Annotated in this window: 6 protein-coding genes; 5 read left to right on the plus strand and 1 reads right to left on the minus strand. The window is 61.5% G+C overall.

All coding sequences use genetic code 11. The features are described from left to right. Window positions 1-88: 88 nt before the first annotated feature. A complete protein-coding gene (locus CCX46_RS00730; protein WP_127925363.1) occupies window positions 89-14,827 on the minus strand; it encodes a LapA family giant adhesin in 14,739 nt (4,912 codons plus the stop codon). Between the two features lie 358 nt (window positions 14,828-15,185). Here CCX46_RS00730 and CCX46_RS00735 point away from each other — a divergent pair, with 358 nt between their 5' ends. From CCX46_RS00735 to CCX46_RS00755, 5 genes are all read left to right on the plus strand, one after another. Continuing rightward, the gene (locus CCX46_RS00735; RefSeq protein ID WP_127925364.1) at window positions 15,186-16,535 is read left to right on the plus strand and encodes a TolC family outer membrane protein; all 1,350 of its coding nucleotides are present in this window, start codon (window positions 15,186-15,188) and stop codon (window positions 16,533-16,535) included. 34 nt (window positions 16,536-16,569) lie between these two features. Further along, window positions 16,570-18,726, plus strand: a complete 2,157-nt coding sequence (locus CCX46_RS00740) for a type I secretion system permease/ATPase (RefSeq protein WP_127925365.1) — start codon at window positions 16,570-16,572, stop codon at window positions 18,724-18,726. Beyond that, window positions 18,716-20,083 (plus strand): HlyD family type I secretion periplasmic adaptor subunit, encoded by a 1,368-nt coding sequence (locus CCX46_RS00745; RefSeq protein ID WP_007918311.1) that lies wholly within the window; start codon window positions 18,716-18,718, stop codon window positions 20,081-20,083. Before CCX46_RS00740 ends, CCX46_RS00745 begins: the two co-directional genes overlap by 11 nt. A gap of 361 nt (window positions 20,084-20,444) precedes the next feature. After that, window positions 20,445-21,341, plus strand: coding sequence for a TauD/TfdA dioxygenase family protein (locus tag CCX46_RS00750; protein WP_127925366.1), 897 nt, complete (start codon window positions 20,445-20,447; stop codon window positions 21,339-21,341). Between the two features lie 22 nt (window positions 21,342-21,363). Next, entirely contained in the window at window positions 21,364-22,224 is an 861-nt protein-coding gene (locus tag CCX46_RS00755) for an ABC transporter ATP-binding protein (RefSeq protein ID WP_127925367.1), read from the plus strand. Window positions 22,225-22,236 lie beyond the last annotated feature (12 nt).

Below are 22,236 nucleotides of genomic sequence, written 5' to 3' on the forward strand. Positions count from 1 at the left end.
GTATGCGGTGCGGCGACGTAATCGTCACCGTCGCGGTAAGCGCAAACGTGACGGCCGCCCCAGAAGGGCGGCCGTTTTTGTTCACGTATCAGCTGTTGTTGTGGTCGACTTTGATCGTCGGGTCGCTGCCGGCAATCAGGTTGTGAATGTTGGCGCTCGACCAGTTGTTGCCTTCCAGTTTGATCGTCACGTCCGGGGTTGCCGCCGCAGCGTCGCCGGAGTTGAACTTGCCCGCCGAGCTGACTTGCAGCGACGACGTGCCATCGACCGTGGTGATCTTCAGGAAGTTATCGATGGTGCTGCCGGTCTCGCCCTGCAACAGATCGCGCAGGTCGATGCGGTCACCTTCACTGGCCTTGAAGTCCTTGATCACGTCATTGCCGGTATCGCCCGCCTTCCAGACGAAGGTGTCGGCACCCGAACCACCGATCAGGATGTCGTTGCCCTGACCGCCGATCAGCGTGTCGTTGCCAGTGCCGCCGAGCAGGATGTCATTACCTTTGCCGCCATCGAGCAAATCGTTGCCGCCCGAGCCGAACAGGATGTCATTGCCCGCGCCGCCCAGCAGGGTGTCGTTACCATCGTGCGCGCCGGAGACATCGAACGCCTGATAGTGCTCGGTGATGTACTGGTGCACGTTGCTGGTGGTGACTTTGCTGACATCGACCCCGGTTTCTTTGGCAACGAACGCCTGCATCGCCTGATAACCCTCGCCGGCAATGCCGTTGAAGCTGACCAGATCGCCGAACAGGATGTCATTGCCGTCGCCACCGCTGACGGTGTCGTTGCCCGGCAGCGTCGCTTCGGTGTGGCCGATGATCGAGTTGGCCAGATCCTTCGGATCAATGTTGGTCTGCGGCGTTTTATCCGTATCGTACGGCTTCAGATCGTTGAGGCTGACATCGTTGTTCAGTCCGATAGCCTCGACGTTCGACAGACCGTTGAGCAAGGCAAAACCACTGGTCGAGTTGCTGGTCGTTGACGAGTTGGTGCTGTTACCGGTACCCGCCAGACTCGACAACTCATAAGTGCCGTCGCCCTGCGCGTGGATGGTGCCCAGATTAGAGCTGCTCCAGCCCCACCACGAAGTGTAGGTTTGCAGGGTCACGGTGCCGGCGCTGTTGATCGTCAACGCGTGGGTATTGTCGATGTAAGTGCTGAAGGTGTCGCCCGGCTTGTAGTTGCTGGTTTTCACCACATCGTCGAGCTTCACGTTGCCGTACAGCGTCGGGTTGGTCTGCTCGCCGCTCTGGTAGTAGGTCGGCTGGCCGTCGGTGATGAAGTACGTGAGGTTCTTCGCCCCGCTGTTGGCCACCGCGTCAGCGCTCTGGAACCAGTTGGCCGTGGTTTTGAACACGTCCTCATAGTTGGTACCGCCACCGGAGGCCATCGAGTCCAGTACCGCTTTGAGCTGGGTCAGCGCGTTCGGGTCGTTGAGGTTCACCGACACCGACTTGTTGACCTGGGTATCGAAGTCGACGAGGAAAATGTTCACCGTACCCGAATTGCTGCCGCCCAGGCTCTGCTTGAGGCTGTTGAACACCGAGGTCAGCGAGTCTTTGGCGGCGTTGAGCGACGAACTGCTCATGCTGCCGGAGCTGTCGACCATGAACGCGATGTTGTAGTTGGTGCCCGGGACCACGGTCAGGCCGCCGATGTCGGCGACGATTATGTCGTTGCCATCGGTGCCGGTGACGGTGTCGTCGCCCGACGTCGCAACCACGGCGTTGTAGACCGCCGGCACCACGCTGACCGGAATGGTCGCGGTGCTGCTGGCCGAGCCGCCGACCATCTCGGTGGAGGTCGAGGTCACGGTCAGGTTGAATTGGCCGTTGTAGTACGGCGGTGGCGTTACGGTCAGGCTGGCGAGGTTCCAGCCAGTGACGTTGGCGTCGCCGCTGCTGGCAGTGACGGTGAAGGTGTGACCCGCGCCATCGCTGAGCACCGAGCCGACCGGTGCGCCGCTGATCTTCACGCTCAGGGTTTCCGAGCCGTCGGTGTCAGTCAGTGCGGTGGTGATTGCCGACAGTTTCACCGTGGTGCCTTCGGCGCCGGTATTGAGTTTGTAGCCGTCGTAATAGCCTTCGCCGTTGCTGCCGTGCAGATCGGAGACGGTCACGCCCGAATTGATCAGATCCTGCACGCCGGTGTAGATCGGCACGCCGGCGCTGCTCAGGTCGATCGGCGTGCTGCCATTGACCGACAGGTTGACGTCGTAGCTGCCCGGGCCGCTCTGGTTGTGGTGGTAGATGTCCAGGGTGTAGTAGCCGCTGGTGGTCGGGGTGAACGAGCCATTGATGGCGCCGCCCGCGCCCCAGGTACCCGAAGCCACACTCTTGCCGCCGATCGTGATCAACAAACTGTCATCGGCAATACCGCTGAAGGTGTAGGTTTTGCCGGCTTCCAGATAAATCAGGCCTGACGTCTTCGATGCCGTGCCCGCCGCAACGCTACCGTCGGACTGCACATTGGTCACCGAGCCGCTGGAGTTCGGTTTGCCGGCGCCGTCGATGACGTTTTTCAACGTGGTCGAATCCGCGCCATTGCCGTTGGTGCCCAGACCCGCCAAGCCGGTCCAGACTTCCTTGATCAGCCCGGTGGACTTCACGCTGTTGTCGGCCACGCTCACGGTCGGCGCGTCCGCCACTGGCGTGATGTCGATCTTCACGGTGCCGGTGTTGCCCAGCAGTTGGCCGTCGGTTGGCTGGAATTTGATCTGTGCGTAGTCCGCCTGGTTGTTGCCCAGACCGCTGCCGCCGTAACCGTTGACCCCCGACTCGTTGGCATCCGGCAGGAAGCGCAGCTTGCCCGCGTCGATGTCAGCCTTGCTGAAGGTCTGGTTGTTGGCGACGTCTTTCCAGGTCGAACCGTCCAGATACTGCAGTTTGCCTTCGCCCGGCAGCTGAGTGATTTTGATGCCGAGGCTGCTGGCCGGGCTGTCGACGTCGGTCACGCCGAAGGTCGACCAGCCGAGCACCAGCGGAGTGTCTTCGGTGCCAGTGACGTTGCTTGGCGCTGCCACCGGAGCGTCGTTGACCGCCACCACGTTGACCGTGGTGGTCGCGGTGTTGGAGTAATTGCCGCCGTCGGTCACGGTCACCGTGATGATGCGCGGCACGGTGCTCGGGTTTTCGCTGCCGTTGGTGAAGCTGATGTTCTTGATGGCCTGCATGTAGTCGGCCAGTGTCGCGTTGCCCGACAGCGTCAGGGTCACGGTGCCGTTGGTGCTGTTGGCATTGATGGTGATGCCGTTGACGCTGTTGCCGAGGTTCAGCGCATCGCCGTCCTGACGGTTGGTCAGGACCACGGTGGCACCGGTCAGCAGGGTGCTGTCCGGGTCGGTGATGCTGATGTCGGTGTCGGCAATCGACACGCCGGCGCCCGGGGTGTTTTCGGTGAAGGTCACCTTGTAGTCGGCACCGGTGGCGCCGCTGGAGTTGTTGGCATCCAGGTCGAGCACCGGCGGCGCATCGTTGTCGATGATCGAGGTGCTGACGCTGCCGTTGGTGCTGCTGACCGCGAGGTTTTCGAAGTTGCCGCCGGTGGCGGAATCGATCTTGACCACGAAGTTCTCGGTGCCTTCGGTGATCTTGTCATCGATGGTGGCGACGTTGAACTGCGCGCTGCTCGCACCTGCCGGAATCTTCACGGTGTACACGCCGGTGAAATCAGAACCGTCGGCGGCGGTACCGCTGTAGACGATTTTCAGGGTCACTTCGGTTTGCGCCGGGTGGTTCAGGCTGACGGTGTAGCTGGCCGTCTGGCCTTCGGTCACCGAGCTGCTGCCAGTGATGCTGACGGTGGTGGTATCGACCGTGTCGGTGACGTTGGTCACGGCTGGCGTGTTGTTGGTCACCAGATTTTCGAAGCCGCCGCCGCTGGTGCCAGTGATGGTTGCCTGCACGGTGCCGGCGTCTTTGTAGACGTCGTCAGCCGGAGCCGGGACGGTCACGGTGCCGGTGGTTTTGCCAGCGTCGATGGTGATTACCGAGCCGTTGCTCAGGGTTACGGTGACTGGCGAGCCAGCGGCGTTGGTCAGGGTCGCGGTGTAGGTGATCTGGCCACCTTCGGCCACTGTGCCGGTCGCGGACAGCGACAGGTTGGTGGTGTCGACGGTGTCGGTGACGGTAGTCGAAACCGGGGTCTTGTCGGCCACCAGATTCTCGTAGTTGCCGCCCGTGACGTTGGTAATCGAATTGGTCAGCGGCGCGTGACCGGTTAATGCATCGTTCGGCGCAGTGGTGGTCGCGGTGCCCGTGGTCTGGCCGATGCCGATGGTGATGGTCTGACCGTTGGCCAGGGTCACGACGACTGGCGAACCGGTTACCGGTGCGCCAACCGTGGCGGTGTAGACGACGTTGCCGCCTTCAGCCGCTGTACCGGTGGCGGTCAGTTTCACGGTGGTGGTGTCGATGGTGTCGGTGACGCTGGTCACGGCTGGCGTGGTGCTGGTCACCAGGTTCTCGAAGCTGCCCCCAGTGGCGGTTTTGATCGTTGCCTGAACGTTGCCGGCGTCTTTGTAGACGTCATCGGCTGGCGCTGGAACGGTTACGGTGCCAGTGGTTTTACCGGCGTCGATGGTGATTACCGAGCCGTTGCTCAGGGTTACGGTCACTGGCGAGCCAGCGGCGTTGGTCAAGGTTGCGGTGTAGACGATCGAACCGCCCTCGGCTACGGAGCCGGTCGCACTGAGCGACAGGTTGGTGGTGTCGACAGTGTCGGTCACGTTAGTGCTGACTGGGGTTTTGTCGGCCACGAGGTTCTCGTAGTTGCCGCCCGTCACGTTGGTGATCGAGTTGGTCAGCGGCGCATGACCGGTCAACGCATCGTTCGGTGCGGTGGTGGTCGCGGTGCCGGTGGTCTGGCCGACGCCAATAGTGATGGTCTGACCGTTGGCCAGGGTCACGACAACCGGCGAACCGGTGACTGGCGCGCCGACAGTCGCGGTGTAGACAACGTTGCCGCCCTCGGCTGCAGTTGTGGTTGCAGTGAGTTTTACGGTGGTGGTGTCGATCGTGTCGGTGACGCTGGTCACGGCCGGAGTCGTGCTCGGCACGAGGTTTTCGAAGTTGCCACCGGTGGCGGTGCTGATGGTCGCCTGCACGGTACCCGCGTCTTTGTAGACGTCATCGGCTGGCGCTGGAACGGTTACGGTGCCAGTGGTTTTACCAGCGTCGATGGTGATCACGGCGCCGTTTGACAAGGTGACGGTCACTGGCGAGCCAGCGGCGTTGGTCAACGTCGCGGTGTAAACGATCGAGCCGCCTTCAGCCACAGAACCGGTCGCACTGAGCGACAGGTTGGTGGTGTCGACAGTGTCGGTCACGGTAGTGCTGACCGGCGTTTTGTCAGCCACGAGGTTTTCGAAGTTACCGCCGGTCACGTTGGTGATCGCGTTTGTCAGCGGTGCATGACCGGTCAATACGTCGTTAGGCGCGGTAGTGGTCGCGGTGCCGGTGGTCTGGCCAACACCAATGGTGATGGTCTGACCGTTCGACAGGGTGACCACGACTGGCGAGCCAGTCACTGGCGCGCCGACAGTTGCGGTGTAGACGACGTTACCGCCTTCAGCGGCAGTGGCGGTCGCGGTCAGTTTCACCGTGGTGGTGTCGATGGTATCGGTGACGCTGGTAATAGCCGGAGTCGTGCTCGGCACCAGATTTTCGAAGTTGCCACCGGTGGCGGTGCTGATCGTGGCCTGCACGGTGCCAGCGTCTTTGTAAACGTCGTCTGCAGGTGCTGGAACGGTCACGGTGCCGCTGGTTTTTCCGGCGTCGATGGTGATTACCGCGCCGTTGGACAGGGTCACGGTCACTGGTGAACCAGCGGCGTTGGTCAGGGTAGCGGTGTAAACGATCGAGCCACCTTCAGCAACCGAACCAGACGCGCTCAGCGATAGATTTGTGGTGTCGACAGTGTCGGTCACGTTGGTGCTGACCGGGGTCTTGTCGGCCACGAGATTTTCGTAGTTGCCGCCGGTCACGTTGGTGATCGCGTTGGTCAGTGGTGCATGACCAGTCAATGCATCGTTTGGCGCTGCGGTGGTTGCGGTGCCCGTGGTCTGGCCTACACCGATGGTGATGGTTTGACCATTGGCCAAAGTCACGACAACTGGCGAGCCGGTAACCGGCGCGCCTACGGTAGCGGTGTAGACAACGTTGCCACCCTCAGCCGCCGACTCGGTGGCCGTCAGTTTCACGGTGGTGGTGTCGATGGTGTCGGTAACGCTGGTGACGGCGGGAACAGTGCTCGGCACCAGGTTTTCGAAGTTGCCACCGGTGGCGGTGCTGATGGTCGCTTGCACGGTGCCGGCGTCTTTGTAGACGTCGTCAGCCGGGGCCGGAACGCTTACGGTGCCGCTGGTTTTGCCGGCGTCGATGGTGATCACCGCGCCGTTGGACAGGGTCACGGTCACTGGTGAACCAGCGGCGTTGGTCAGGGTCGCGGTGTAGACGATCGAGCCACCTTCAGCGACCGAATTAGTAGCGCTGAGTGACAGATTGGTCGTGTCGACGGTGTCGGTGACATTGGTCGATACCGGGGTCTTGTCGACCACCAGGTTCTCGAAGTTGCCACCTGTTACGTCAGTGATCGCGTTGGTCAGCGGAGCGTGGCCAGTCAATGCGTCGTTTGGTGCCGTGGTGGTCGCGGTACCGGTGGTCTGGCCGACGCCGATGGTGATCGTCTGACCGTTGGCCAAGGTTACGACAACCGGCGAGCCGGTGACTGGCGCGCCGACAGTCGCGGTGTAGGTGACGTTGCCACCCTCAGCTGTCGACTCGGTGGCGGTGAGTTTTACGGTGGTGGTGTCGATGGTGTCGGTGACATTGGTTACGGCCGGCACGGTGCTTGGCACCAGGTTCTCGAAGTTGCCACCGGTCGCGGTCGAAATGGTTGCTTCGACTTTGCCTGCATCTTTGTAAACGTCATCCGCCGGCGCAGCGACGGTGACGGTGCCAGTGGTTTTACCCGCCTCAATGGTGATCACGGCGCCGTTCGACAGGGTCACGGTGACTGGCGAGCCAGCCGCGTTGGTCAGCGTTGCGGTGTAGATGATCGAACCACCTTCAGCAACCGAACCCGTCGCGCTCAGCGACAGGTTAGTGGTGTCGACGGTATCGGTGACCGTGGTTGAAACCGGGGTCTTGTCGGCCACCAGATTTTCGTAGTTGCCGCCAGTGACACCCGTGATCGAGTTGGTCAGTGGCGCCTGACCGGTCAGCGCATCGTTCGGTGCGGTGGTGGTCACGGTGCCGGTGGTCTGGCCAACACCAATGGTGATGGTCTGACCGTTGGCCAAGGTCACCACGACAGGCGAACCGGTCACTGGAGCGCCGACAGTGGCGGTGTAAGTGACGGTGCCGCCTTCAGCGACCGACGTATCAGCCGTCAGTTTGACGGTCGAGGTGTCGATGGTGTCGGTGACTTCGGTCACGGCCGGAACAGCGCTCGGCACCAGGTTTTCGAAGTTGCCACCGGTAGCGGTGGAGATCGTCGCTTCAATCTTGCCGGCGTCTTTGTAGACGTCATCGGCCGGGGCTGGAACGGTCACGGTGCCAGTGGTTTTGCCGGCGTCGATGGTGATCACCGCGCCGTTGGACAGGGTCACGGTGACTGGCGAGCCGGCCGCGTTGGTCAGCGTCGCGGTGTAGATGATCGAGCCACCTTCAGCAACCGAACCAGTCGCGCTCAGCGACAGGTTGGTGGTGTCGACAGTATCGGTGACGTTGGTGCTGACCGGCGTCTTGTCGGCCACGAGGTTTTCGTAGTTGCCGCCGGTTACGCCAGTAATCGAGTTGGTCAGCGGTGCGTGGCCGGTCAGCGCATCGTTCGGTGCGGTGAAGGTCACGGTGCCGGTGGTTTTGCCGACTTCGATGGTGATGTTCTGACCGTTGGCCAAGGTCACGGTGACCGGCGAACCGGTGACTGGAGCGCCGACAGTGGCGGTGTAAGTGACGGTGCCGCCTTCCGCCACGGAGGTATCGGCCGTCAGTTTGACGGTCGAGGTGTCGATGGTATCGGTGACTTCGGTCACGGCCGGAACGGTGCTCGGCACCAGGTTTTCGAAGTTGCCACCGGTAGCGGTGGAGATCGTCGCTTCAACCTTGCCGGCGTCTTTGTAGACGTCATCGGCTGGCGCTGGAACAGACACGGTGCCAGTGGTTTTGCCGGCGTCGATGGTGATCACGGCGCCGTTCGACAGGGTCACGGTCACTGGCGAGCCAGCCGCGTTGGTCAATGTGGCGGTGTAGATGATCGAGCCGCCCTCAGCCACAGAACCGGTCGCGCTGAGCGACAGGTTAGTGGTGTCGACGGTGTCGGTCACGGTGGTGCTGACCGGGGTCTTGTCGGCCACGAGATTTTCGTAGTTGCCACCAGTGACACCGGTGATCGAGTTGGTGATCGGTGCGTGGCCGGTCAGCGCATCGTTCGGTGCGGTGGTGGTCACGGTGCCGGTGGTTTTGCCGACTTCGATGGTGATGTTCTGACCGTTGGCCAAGGTCACCACGACTGGCGAGCCGGTCACTGGAGCGCCGACAGTGGCGGTGTAAGTGACGGTGCCGCCTTCAGCGACCGACGTATCAGCCGTCAGTTTGACGGTCGAGGTGTCGATGGTGTCGGTGACTTCGGTCACGGCCGGCACAGTGCTCGGCACCAGGTTCTCGAAGTTGCCACCGGTAGCGGTGGAGATCGTTGCTTCAACCTTGCCGGCGTCTTTATAGACGTCGTCAGCCGGAGCAGGAACGGTCACGGTGCCAGTGGTTTTACCAGCTTCGATGGTGATTACCGCGCCATTCGACAGGGTCACGGTGACTGGCGAGCCAGCGGCGTTGGTCAAGGTTGCGGTGTAAACAATCGAACCACCCTCGGCCACAGTGCCGGTCGCAGTCAGCGATAGGTTAGTGGTGTCGACAGTGTCGGTGACATTGGTCGAAACCGGGGTTTTGTCGGCCACCAGATTTTCGTAGTTACCGCCGCTCACCTCGGTGATCGCATTGGTGATCGGCGCGTGGCCGGTCAATGCATCGTTCGGCGCGGTGGTGGTCGCGGTGCCGGTGGTCTGGCCAACACCAATGGTGATGGTCTGACCGTTAGCCAGGGTCACGACCACAGGCGAACCGGTGACTGGCGCGCCGACGGTCGCGGTGTAAGTCACGCTGCCGCCCTCAGCCGTCGACTCGGTCGCGGTGAGTTTGACGGTGGTGGTGTCGATGGTGTCGGTGACATTGGTCACCGCCGGTACGGTGCTCGGTACCAGATTCTCGAAGTTGCCGCCGGTTGCATCCTTGATCGTCACTTCGACTTTGCCGGCGTCTTTGTAGACGTCATCGGCAGGCGCTGGAACGGTCACGGTGCCGGTGGTTTTACCGGCGTCGATGGTGATCACCGAACCGTTCGACAGGGTCACGGTCACCGGGGTGCCGGCCGGGTTGGTCAGCGTAGCGGTGTAGACGATCGACCCGCCTTCAGCCACCGAATCGGTTGCGGTCAGGTTCAGGTTGGTGGTGTCGGTAGTGTCCGAAACCGCGGTGTCGGCGGACTTGCCGTCGACCGCGAGTTTTTCGTAATTGCCGCCAGTGGCGCCGTCGATGGTCACGCTCAGCGAGCTGCCGCCGGCCAATGGGCTGTTCGGCGCAACGAAGTTCACCGAGCCGGTGGTTTCACCGACGGCAATGGTGATGGTCTGGCCGTTGGACAGAGTTACGACAACCGGCGAACCAGTCACTGGCGCGGTCACGGTCGCGGTGTAGACCACGGTTTCGCCTTCGGCGACGTTCGCCGTGGCAGTCAGTGACACGGTGGAGGTGTCGATGGTGTCGTTGACGGTGGTGACGGCCGGCGCTGTGCTGGTGACCAGGTTTTCGAAGTCGCCACCGGTCGCTCCCTTGATGGTCGCTTCAACAGTGCCGGCGTCTTTGTAAACGTCGTCTTTCGGTGCGTCGACGGTGACAGTGCCAGTGGTTTTGCCGGCGTCGATGGTGATCACAGCACCGTTCGACAGGGTCACGGTGACCGGCGAGCCAGCGGCATTGGTCAGGGTCGCGGTGTAAGTGATCTGACCGCCTTCGTTCACCGAACCGGTGGCGCTCAGCGACAGGTTGGTGGTGTCGACAGTGTCAGTGACGGTGGTGCTGACCGGGGTTTTGTCGGCCACGAGGTTTTCGTAATTGCCGCCGGAAACGTCAGTGATCGCGTTGGTCAGCGGAGCGTGGCCAGTCAACGCATCGTTTGGCGCGGTGGTGGTCACGGTGCCCGTGGTTTTACCGACTTCGATGGTGATGTTCTGACCGTTGGCCAGGGTCACCACAACTGGCGAGCCAGTGACTGGCGCACCGACCGTGGCGGTGTAGGTGACGGTGCCACCTTCAGCCGCAGACTCGGTGGCGGTCAGTTTGACCGTCGAAGTGTCGATGGTATCAGTGACGTCGGTAACGGCTGGCGTGGTGCTCGGCACCAGGTTCTCGAAGTTGCCGCCAGTGGCGTCCTTGATGGTCACTTCGACCTTGCCGGCGTCTTTGTAGACGTCATCGGCCGGAGCTGGAACGGAGACAGTGCCGGTGGTTTTGCCGGCTTCAATGGTGATCACCGAACCGTTGCTCAACGTCACGGTCACTGGCGTGCCAGCCGGATTGGTCAGCGTCGCGGTGTAAACGATCGACCCGCCTTCCGCCACGGTGCCGGTCGCAGTCAGCGACAGGTTGGTGGTGTCGACGGTGTCAGTAACAGTGGTCGAAACCGGGGTTTTGTCGGCGACCAGATTCTCGTAGTTACCGCCGCTCACATCAGTGATCGCATTGGTGATCGGCGCGTGGCCGGTCAATGCATCGTTCGGTGCGGTGGTGGTCGCGGTGCCGGTGGTCTGGCCTACGCCAATGGTGATGGTCTGACCGTTAGCCAGGGTCACGACCACAGGCGAACCGGTCACTGGCGCGCCGACGGTTGCGGTGTAAATCACGCTGCCACCCTCAGCCGCCGACTCGGTCGCGGTGAGTTTGACGCTGGTGGTGTCGACGGTGTCAGTGACGTCGGTTACGGCTGGGGTGGTGCTCGGAACGAGGTTCTCGAAGTTGCCGCCAGTGGCGTCCTTGATCGTGACTTCGACCTTGCCGGCGTCTTTGTAGACGTCATCTGCTGGCGCAGGAACCGTCACGGTGCCGGTGGTTTTACCGGCTTCGATGGTGATCACCGAGCCGTTGCTCAAGGTAACGGTCACTGGCGTGCCGGCCGGGTTGGTCAGCGTCGCGGTGTAAACGATCGAACCGCCTTCCGCCACGGTGCCGGTCGCAGTCAGCGACAGGTTGGTGGTGTCGACGGTGTCAGTGACAGTGGTCGAAACCGGGTTTTTGTCGGCGACCAGATTCTCGTAGTTACCGCCGCTCACATCAGTGATTGCGTTGCTCAGCGGGGTGTGGCCGTTCAACGCATCGTTTGGCGCTACGGTGGTTGCGGTGCCCTCGGTCTGGCCAACACCGATAGTGATGGTTTGGCCGTTGGCCAACGTCACGATCACTGGCGAACCGGTCACTGGCGCGCCGACAGTCGCGGTGTAGGTAACGGTGCCACCTTCAGCGGCAGTCTCGGTGGCGGTCAGTTTGACGGTGGTGGTGTCGACGGTATCGGTCACGTCGGTGACGGCCGGAACGGTGCTCGGCACCAGATTCTCGAAATTGCCGCCGGTGGCGTCCTTGATCGTGACTTCGACTTTGCCGGCGTCTTTATAGACGTCATCAGCGGGCGCCGGAACGGTCACGGTGCCGGTGGTTTTACCGGCTTCAATGGTGATCACCGAACCGTTCGACAGGGTCACGGTAACAGGCGAGCCTGCGGCGTTGGTCAGGGTCGCGGTGTAAGTGATCTGACCGCCTTCAGCCACGGTGCCTGTTGCGCTGAGCGTCAGGCTGGTGGTGTCGGTGGTGTCAGTCACGGTGGTGCTGACCGGGGTTTTGTCGGCGACGAGGTCTTCGTAATTGCCGCCGCTCACGCCCGTGATCGCGTTGGTGATCGGCGCTTGGCCGGTCAACGCGTCATTCGGTGCAGTGGTGGTCACGGTGCCGGTGGTTTTGCCGACTTCGATGGTGATGTTCTGACCATTGGCCAGGGTCACGACAACAGGCGAACCGGTCACCGGCGCGCCAACAGTGGCGGTATACGTGACAGTGCCACCTTCAGCCGCCGACTCGGTGGCGGTCAGCTTGACCGTGGTGGTGTCAACGGTATCGGTCACGTCGGTGACGGCTGGAACGGTGCTCGGAACGAGGTTCTCGAAATTGCCGCCGGTAGCGTCCTGGATGGTCACTTCGACCTTACCGGCGTCTTTGTAGACGTCATCGGCAGGCGCCGCAACGGTCACGGTGCCAGTGGTTTTGCCGGCTTCGATGGTGATCACCGAACCGTTCGACAGGGTTACGGTAACAGGCGAACCTGCGGCGTTGGTCAAGGTCGCGGTGTAAGTGATCTGGCCGCCTTCAGCCACAGAACCGGTTGCGCTCAGCGACAGGTTGGTGGTGTCGGCAACATCGGTAACGCTGGTCGAAACCGGGGTCTTGTCGGCCACCAGATCTTCGTAATTGCCACCCGAGACGCCAGTGATCGAATTGGTCAGCGGCGCATTGCCGGTCAACGCGTCATTTGGTGCGGTGCTGGTCACGGTGCCGGTGGTTTTACCGACTTCGATGGTGATGCTCTGACCGTTGGCCAGGGTTACCACGACAGGCGAACCGGTCACCGGCGCACCGACGGTGGCGGTGTAAGTGACGGTGCCACCTTCAGCAACCGAGGTATCAGCCGTCAGTTTCACGGTCGAGGTGTCGATGGTGTCGGTCACTTCGGTCACGGCCGGGACAGTGCTCGGCAGCAGATTCTCGAAGTTGCCGCCCGTCGCATCCTTGATCGTGACTTCGACTTTGCCGGAGTCTTTATAGACATCATCCGCAGGCGCCGGAACGGTCACGGTGCCAGTGGTTTTGCCCGCCTCGATGGTGATCACCGAGCCGTTGCTCAGGGTCACGGTGACTGGTGTGCCGGCCGGGTTGGTCAGGGTCGCGGTGTAAACGATCGAGCCGCCTTCAGCAACGCTGCCGGTCGCTGACAACGACAGATTGGTGGTGTCGATCGAATCGGTAATTGTGGTGGTCGCTGGCGTGGTGTTTGGCACCAGGTTTTCGAAGTTGCCACCGGTTGCGCCGGTAATCGTGGTGCTGACCGTGCTGCCATTGTTGTAAACGTCGTTGGCCGCGGTTGGCACGTTGACGGAGCCGGTGGTCTTGCCGGCTTCAATGGTGATGGTCGAGCCGTTCGACAGGGTTATCGTCACCGGGGTCTGCGCGGCGTTGGTCAGCGTCGCGGTGTAGGTGATCTGGCCGCCTTCGACGACGGTGCCGGTAGCGGTGAGGCTGACGCTGGTGGTGTCGACCGAATCGGTAACCGTGGTGGTGGCTGGCGTTGTGTTCGGCACCAGGCTTTCAAAGTTGCCGCCGGTAGCGCCAGTAATGGTGGTGCTGACGGTGCCGCCATTGTTGTAGACGTCATTGGCCGCGGTCGGCACGTTGACGGTGCCGGTGGTCTGGCCGGCGTCAATGGTAATGGTCGAGCCGTTCGACAGAGTGACGGTCACCGGGGTTTGCGCCGGGTTGGTCAGGGTCGCGGTGTAGGTGATCTGGCCACCTTCAACCACTGTGCCGGTGGCAGTCAGGGTCAGGTTAGTGGTGTCGATCGAATCGGTGATGGTGGTCACCGCTGGCGTAGGGTTTGGCACCAGATTTTCGAAGTTGCCACCGCTGGCACCAGTGATGGTGGTGGTGACGGTACTGCCGTTGTTATAGACGTCGTTGGCCGGGGTCGGCACGTTGACAGTGCCGGTGGTCTGGCCGGCGCCGATGGTGATGGTCGAGCCGTTCGACAGGGTGACGGTCACCGGGGTTTGTGCCGGATTGGTCAGGGTCGCGGTGTAGGTGATCTGCCCGCCTTCGGTGACACTCGGCCCGGCCGTCAGGGTGACGGTGGTGGTGTCGATGGTGTCAGTGACCTGGGTCGTGGCCGGGTTGGTCGGCGTCGTCACAGTGATGCCGTTGCCGCCGGTGGTGCCGGTGACGGTCACGTCGATCTGCGTCGGGTCGTTATAGACGGTGTCGTTCGGCGCCAGCGGCACGTTGACCGTGCCGGTGGTTGCACCTGCCGGAATCACAATCACCGCGCCGTTGGACAGGGTGATGGTCAGGTCGGTCAGCGGCGCCTGGGTCAGGGTCGCGGTGTACACCAGCACGCCGCCGGCTTCGGTGATGCTCGGCGTGGCGCTAAGGCTCAGGGTCGACTCACGCAGAGCATTGGTGGTGGTATCGGTGGTCTGGCCGCCGGTGATGTTCTGCGCAGCTTGACCGGCAGCGTTGATCCCTGCGGTCGGGAAACCAATGGTTGGGTCAACACGGCCAGCGGTGGCGTCGAGCATGACGAAGCTGTGGCCGCCACCAGCAGCACCGCCCGTACCTGCGGCGCTCGGGCCGGCAGCGGTGGCGTCAAGCGCGGTGGTCGGGTCGACACCGGCGGCAATGGCTTGCTGCAGTTCGGCTACTGACGGCGCAGCCTGCGCGGTGGCTTCTGCCAGGTCAGTGCTGGAGTCGGGGGCGGTGGCGCTCCACTGAGTTTCACGGCCCAGATCGAGGGTGCGACCATCTGCCAATTCAAGCGACACGGCGCCGGAGAGGCCGGTGTCGATCTGGTCGCCGACAAACAGGCGATCGCCTTCAACGAGTACGCGGCGCACGCCCTCTGGGGACACCACGAATACCTGACCGACAATGCTTTTGACGATGGCAACAACACTGCTCATTGAAGACTCTCCGGGGTGTCACGTTCAGTTGACTTCCATGGACCTGAGGGCATGGGCGCCGATTCAGTCTGGACGTACTTTAAAAATTTGCGAAACAAGTTTGACGCATGTTTTCGTCAATATTTTGGCTAGATTCTTTCGCTATTAACTTTATGCCAAACTATTGACCTTCTGGGTGCCATCCTAAACAATCGTCCCACTAATGTCACATTGATATTTCCGCGGCGACCTGTCCTTCAGCGTGTGATCCAGTTCTTGTTTTGAACTTTCCGACATACGGTCAATCTGGTTGCCATCATCCGACGCAGCGCCACGTTTTGCTGTGATTCAAGACAAGAAGTTCTGGGAAATTCCTACCATGCGTTCGCCCCTGTTTCTGGCTGTACCCTTCGCTCTCGCCGCCTCTTTTGTACAAGCACAATCCTTACCAGAAGCCATGCAGCAGGCATTGGATGTCCATCCGGAAATCCAGGCAGGGGTAAATAGTCGTTTGGCCGCGGATTATCAATTAAGAGCGGCGAAAGGTGGATACCTGCCCAAGGTCGATCTGCTCGGCGGTTATGGCCGTGAAGGCACCGACAGCGTCACCACCCGCGCCAATTCCGGTAACCACTACGAAACCCTGAACCGTAGCGAGTCAAGTTTACGTCTCTCGCAAATGGTCTTTGACGGTTTTGCGACGTCCAGCGAAGTCGGGCGTCAACAAGCCACCGTCAACTCCCGCGCTTACTCGCTGCTCGGTACTTCCGAGCGCACCGCGCTGACCGTCGCCCAGGTTTACCTGGACGTGCTGACCCGCCGCGAATTCGTGCGTCTGGCCGAAGAAAACCTCAAGAGCCACCAGCGCATCTACGACCAGATCCAGCTGCGCACCCAGCGTGGCGTCGGCAGCGGTGCCGACCTCGATCAGGCCGAAGCGCGGATGGCCCAGGCCCGCAACAACCTGATCACCGAGCAGACCAATCTGGCCGACTCGGAAACCAACTTCCTCAGCGCCGTCGGCCAGATGCCCGATCAACTCGAGCGTCCGGCGCCGTTCATGGCGATGATGCCGGCCAACCTCAATGAAGCGCGCCAGCAGATGCTGGAAAACAGCCCGATCCTGCGTTCGGCCGAATCCGACATCGCCGCTGCCGAGAAGCAGTACGAAACCGCCAAGTCGACCTTCTACCCACGTTTCGACGCCGAACTGGGCCGCACTGCCGACAACGATCTCGACGGCCAGAACGGTCACAACAACGAGTGGCAGGCGATGCTGCGCATGCGCTTCAACCTCTATTCCGGTGGCAGCAACAAGGCCGATCTGGAATCCAAGTCGTACCTGTCGAACCAGGCGCTGGACATCCGCAACAACGCTTTGCGTCAGTTGAACGAAGAACTCGGTCTGGCCTGGAACGCCTTGAACAACGCCAACGCGCAGGTGCCGATCGCGCAGCAATACGTCGACCACAGCACCTCGGTGCGCACCGCTTACCAACGTCAGTTCAGCCTTGGCGAACGTACCTTGCTGGATTTGCTCGACAGCGAAAACGAGTTGTTCACCGCTTCGCGGCGTCTGGCTGAAATCAAAAACATTCAGTTATTTACTCAGTACCGAATCAAGGCGACCATGGGCGAGTTGCTCAGAAGCCAGGGAGTGGTCGCACCGTTGGCATCCGTTGTGCAAAACGACGTCAAGCCCAAGGTCCAGCTGCCTGGGATGAATTGAGTTATCCCTTTTCAACTGTCAAAGAGTGTCGAGCGTGGAATCAGAAGTCAGTCGAGTTCAACTCAGTCATGATCCACGCGCGTTGCACGACGATCCTTTACTGGACGGACTGCTCGCCCTTTGCATGCTTCATCAGAAACCCGCCAGCGCGGCGATGCTGACCACCGGCCTGCCGCTGCCCAAACAACGCCTGAGTGTCGAGTTGCTGCCCCGTGCGGCGGCTCGCGCCGGCCTGCAAGGTCGCGTGCTGCAGCGCAAACTGGAAGAAATTCCGGCGATCGCCATGCCGGCGTTGCTGCTGCTCAAGGATGGCCGCAGCGCTGTCCTGCTCGGCTGGCAGGGCGACAATGAAGCACGGGTGCTGCTCAGCGAAACCGACGGCGGCGAGTCCATCGTCAGTCGCGAACTGCTCGCCGACGATTACACCGGCAAAGTTTTCTTCGCTCAGCCGCAACACAAATTCGACGTCAATCACGGCACGCTGATTCCGCGTGCGCGCTCGTGGTTCCGCGACACCCTCAAGCGTTCGCGCTGGCTGTATGCCGATGCGATCGCCGCGAGTTTCCTGATCAACATCATTGCCATGGCTGCGCCGCTGTTCGTGATGAACGTCTACGACCGCGTGGTGCCGAACCAGGCCGAAGCGACCCTGTGGGTGTTGGCGCTGGGCATCACCGGCGCCTACCTCTTTGACCTGATCCTCAAGAGCCTGCGCAGTCTGTGCCTGGATCTGGCCGGGAAGAAAACCGACCTGATCATCTCGGCGACGCTGTTCGAACGCATCGTCGGCATGTCGATGAAATACCGCCCGGCGCGGGTCGGCAGCTTTGCGCAGAACATCCACGAGTTTCAGAGCCTGCGCGACTTCCTTGCCTCGCTGACCCTGACCAGCCTGATCGACCTGCCGTTCACCATCCTCATCTTCATCGTCATCGCCATTCTCGGCGGGCATCTGGTGTGGATTCCGGTGCTGGCGTTCCCGATTGCGTTGCTGATCGGCTACGCCTTGCAGAAGCCGCTGGTGGCCACCATGGAACGCACCATGGCCCTCGGTGCCGAGCGCCAGTCGAGCCTGATCGAAACCCTCGCCGGCCTCGACGCGGTCAAGGTCAACAACGCCGAAAGCGAACGTCAGTACCAGTGGGAGCAGACCATCGGCACCCTCAGTCGCCTCGAACTGCGGGTGAAAATGCTCTCCGGCCTGGCGATGAACATCACCCTGCTGATCCAGCAACTGGCCGGGGTGATCATGATCGTCTTCGGCGTCTACCAGATCATTGCCGGCAACCTGAGCATGGGCGGTCTGATTGCCTGCTACATGCTTAGCGGCCGCGCCCTCAGTCCGCTGGCCTCGCTGTCCGGTCTGTTGACCCGTTATCAGCAGGCACGGGTAACCATGACTTCGGTCGACCAGATGATGGAGCTGCCGCAAGAGCGCAACTTCGAAGAGCGCCCGTTGAGCCGCAAGGTTTTGCAGGGCGCGATCGAATGCCGCCAGCTCAACTTCACCTACCCGGAACAACAGAACCCGGCGCTGAAAAACATCAACCTGGTGATCCGTCCCGGCGAGAAGATTGGCATCATCGGCCGCAGCGGCTCGGGCAAAAGCTCCCTCGCCAAACTGCTGGTCGGCCTGTATCAGCCGGACGATGGTGCGCTGCTGGTCGACGGTGTGGATATCCGCCAGATCGACGTCAGCGAGTTGCGCTACAACATCGGCTACGTGCCGCAGGACATTCAGCTGCTGGCCGGCACCCTGCGTGACAATCTCGTCTCTGGCGCACGCTATGTAGAAGACGAGCTTGTCCTGCAGGCGGCCGAACTGGCCGGCGTCCACGAATTCGCCCGTCTGCACCCGCAAGGCTACGAGCTGCAAGTCGGCGAACGCGGGCAGAACCTCTCCGGTGGCCAACGGCAGAACGTCGCGCTGGCCCGGGCGCTGTTGCTCAATCCACCGATCCTGCTGATGGACGAGCCGACCAGTGCGATGGACAACACCGGTGAAGAACGCCTCAAGCAACGCCTCGCCGCCGTGATTGAAAACAAGACCGTGGTGCTGGTCACGCACCGGGCTTCACTGTTGTCGCTGGTCGATCGTCTGCTGGTGATCGATCGTGGACAAATTCTCGCCGATGGCCCGAAAGCCGCCGTGATGGAAGCGTTGAAGAAGGGGCAGATCAGTGTTGCTTAAGTCGGGTTTCAAGGATTCGATCCGTCGCTACTTCAAAGGCTCGGCATCGTTGCAGGGCCAGCCGCTGCCGGAGGTCAACAAAGCGCTGATCGAAGACGCCCCGCGCGTCGTGCGCCTGACCATCTGGGCGATCATCGGCTTCTTTATCTTTCTGCTGCTGTGGGCCAACTTCGCCGTGATCGACGAAGTGACCAAGGGCGACGGCAAAGCGATTCCGTCGTCGAAGATCCAGAAAATCCAGAACCTTGAGGGCGGGATCATCTCTGAACTGTTCGTCAAGGAAGGCCAGATCGTCGAAGCCGGCGCACCGTTGATTCGTCTCGACGACACGCGATTCGCCTCCAACGTCGGCGAAACCGAGGCCGATCGTCTGTCGATGCTGCTGCGGGTAGAGCGTCTCAGCGCAGAGGTCGACGACCGTCCGCTGAATTTCCCCGAGGACGTGCTCAAGGCTGTTCCGGGTCAGGCGAAAAGCGAAGAGTCGCTGTACATCAGCCGCCGTCAGCAGTTGCACGACGAGATCGGTGGTTTGCAGGAGCAGTTGATTCAGCGTCAGCAAGAGCTGCGCGAATTCGCCTCCAAGCAAGCGCAGTATCGTCAGCAGCTCGGCTTGCAGCGTCAGGAAATCAACATGTCCGAGCCGCTGGTGGCCCAGGGCGCGGTGTCCCCGGTGGAAGTCTTGCGTCTGAAGCGTGCCGAGGTGGAAACCCGTGGTCAGCTGGATGCGACGACGCTGGCCATCCCGCGTGCCGAATCGGCGATCAAGGAAGTGCAGCGCAAAATTGATGAAACCCGTGGCAAATTCCGCAGCGAAGCGCTGACCCAACTCAACGAGGCGCGCACCGACCTGAACAAGGCCAGCGCGACCGGCAAGGCGCTGGAAGACCGCGTCAGCCGCACGCTGGTGACATCGCCGGTGCGCGGCATCGTCAACAAGTTGCTGGTCAACACCATCGGCGGCGTGATCCAGCCGGGCAGCGACATGGTCGAAATCGTACCGCTGGACGACACCTTGCTCGTCGAAGCGAAGATCCGTCCGCAGGACATCGCCTTCCTGCACCCGGGGCAGGAAGCGATCGTGAAATTCACTGCCTACGACTACACCATCTACGGCGGGCTCAAAGCCAAGCTTGAGCAGATCGGTGCCGACACCATCACCGACGAAGACAAGAAAACCACGTACTACATCATCAAGGTGCGCACTGAGCGTAGCCACTTGGGTACCGATGAAAAGCCGTTGCTGATCATCCCGGGGATGGTTGCGTCGGTGGATATCATTACCGGCAAGAAGTCGGTGTTGAGTTATTTGCTCAAGCCGATCATCCGCGCGCGGGCTGAGGCGTTGCACGAGCGTTGATTTTTTAGTGACCTCACTGGCCTCATCGCGAGCAGGCTCACTCCTACAGTAACCGCATTTCTCCAGATGGAATGCGATCCCTGTAGGAGTGAGCCTGCTCGCGATAGCGGCAGCCCAAACACCACATCTCTGTCAGGAAGTGACAAAAACCGTCACTCACCACTCAGTCCATTCCTCACCAATCGCCATATCGTTATTCAATAACGGTATTTAATCTCCAGTTCTTATAGCTATAAAGTCATCCCCCTGCGTACCTGCCGACCAATCGGCGCGCCGCACGACCTGAACCAACACGCAATCCAGCGTGAGTGTCTGATCGACGAGCGCGCCCGTGAGCGCGCCGTGCGTGGGAGATGGAAAGATGTCCGCAGCTACTGCTTCCCCAAGCGCCGCGACCGCCGCGCCGCAATCCTTTGAAATCCGCCCGTTCAGCGGTGCCGTCGGCGCCGAAATCATCGGCCTCGACCTCACCCGGCCGATCAATGATCAGGACTTCGCGCGCATTCACCGCGCGCACCTGGATCACCACGTCGTGGTGTTCCGCGACCAGCAAATCACCCCGCAGCAACAGATCGACTTCAGCCGCCGCTTCGGCGTGTTGCAGATCCATGTGCTCAAGCAATTCCTGTTGGCCAACCACCCGGAAATCCTCATCGTTTCCAACATCGTCGAAAACGGCCAGAACATCGGCCTCGGCGATGCCGGCAAGTTCTGGCACTCCGACCTCTCCTATAAAGAGCTGCCAAGCCTTGGCTCGATGCTCCACGCGCAAGAACTGCCGTCCGAGGGCGGCGACACGCTGTTCGCCGATATGCACAAAGCCTGGGACAACTTGCCCGAAGCGTTGCGCAAAGCGGTCGAAGGCCGCAGTGCCGCGCACTCCTACACGGCGCGTTACAGCGAAACCAAATTCGAAGGCAACTGGCGCCCGACCCTAACCCCGGAGCAATTGGCTCAAGTCGCCGAAGTGGTGCATCCGGTGGTGCGTACGCACCCGGAGAACGGACGCAAGGCGCTGTTCGTCAGCGAAGGTTTCACCACGCGCATCGTCGGCCTGCCGGAAGACGAGAGCCAGCAACTGCTGAGCGAGCTCTATGCCCACAGCGTGCTGCCGCAAAACATCTACCGCCATCAGTGGCAGCCCCACGACCTGGTGTTCTGGGACAACCGCTCGCTGATCCATCTCGCCGCCGGCTGCCCCGCGCACCTGCGCCGCAAGCTGTATCGCACGACCATTCAGGGCGACGCGCCTTTCTGATTCGCCGGAGATTGATCAAAAAATGAACGCTCCCTTGCCAGGCCACGCGGCCAGCAACCCGATCGCCCGCAGCGACGCGTTGCTGGCGGTCGATCATGTCAGCCTCGAATACCGCACGCCGCAACGCGTAGTGCGCGCCACCCACCAAGTCAGTTTTGAAATCGACCCGGCCGATCGCTACGTGCTGCTCGGCCCGTCCGGTTGCGGCAAATCCACCTTGCTCAAAGCGGTCGCCGGGTTCATTCAGCCGTGCGAAGGTGAAATCCGCCTGCAAGGCCAGCGCGTCGACGCACCGGGGCCAGACCGGATTGTGGTGTTTCAGGAATTCGATCAGCTGCCACCGTGGAAAACCGTCAAACAGAACGTGATGTTTCCGCTGCTCGCGTCGCGAACGCTGAAGAAAAAAGCAGCTGAAGAGCGCGCGCTGCACTATCTGGAAAAGGTTGGGCTGGCGGCGTTTGCCGATGCCTACCCGCATACCTTGTCCGGCGGCATGAAGGCGCGCGTGGCGATTGCCCGGGCGTTGGCGATGCAGCCGAAAATCCTCTTGATGGACGAACCGTTCGCCGCGCTCGATGCGCTGACCCGGCGCAAGATGCAGGAAGAGTTGCTGCTGCTTTGGGAAGAGGTGCGCTTCACCCTGTTGTTCGTTACCCACTCGATTGAAGAGGCGTTGGTGGTCGGTAATCGCATCCTGCTGCTGTCGCCGCATCCCGGCCGAGTGCGCGCCGAAGTGCACAGCCATCAATACGACTTGCACAGCTTGGGTGGCGTGGCGTTTCAGGAGTCGGCGCGGCGCATTCATCGTCTGCTGTTCGACGAAGGCCAGTCGCCGGAAACCGAGCGTGACCACGACTTCAACGACATTCGCATCGCCTATTGAGCGGCCAGGAGG

It is taken from the genome of Pseudomonas sp. RU47, assembly GCF_004011755.1.
Taxonomy (GTDB): Bacteria; Pseudomonadota; Gammaproteobacteria; order Pseudomonadales; family Pseudomonadaceae; genus Aquipseudomonas.

Excerpts from the sequence above, each read along its gene's own strand:
- CCX46_RS00750 (WP_127925366.1), top strand. The coding sequence starts at position 20,445 with ATGTCCGCAGCTACTGCTTCCCCAAGCGCCGCGACCGCCGCGCCGCAA.
- CCX46_RS00735 (WP_127925364.1), top strand. The coding sequence starts at position 15,186 with ATGCGTTCGCCCCTGTTTCTGGCTGTACCCTTCGCTCTCGCCGCCTCT.
- CCX46_RS00755 (WP_127925367.1), top strand. The coding sequence starts at position 21,364 with ATGAACGCTCCCTTGCCAGGCCACGCGGCCAGCAACCCGATCGCCCGC.
- CCX46_RS00730 (WP_127925363.1), bottom strand. The coding sequence starts at position 14,827 with ATGAGCAGTGTTGTTGCCATCGTCAAAAGCATTGTCGGTCAGGTATTC.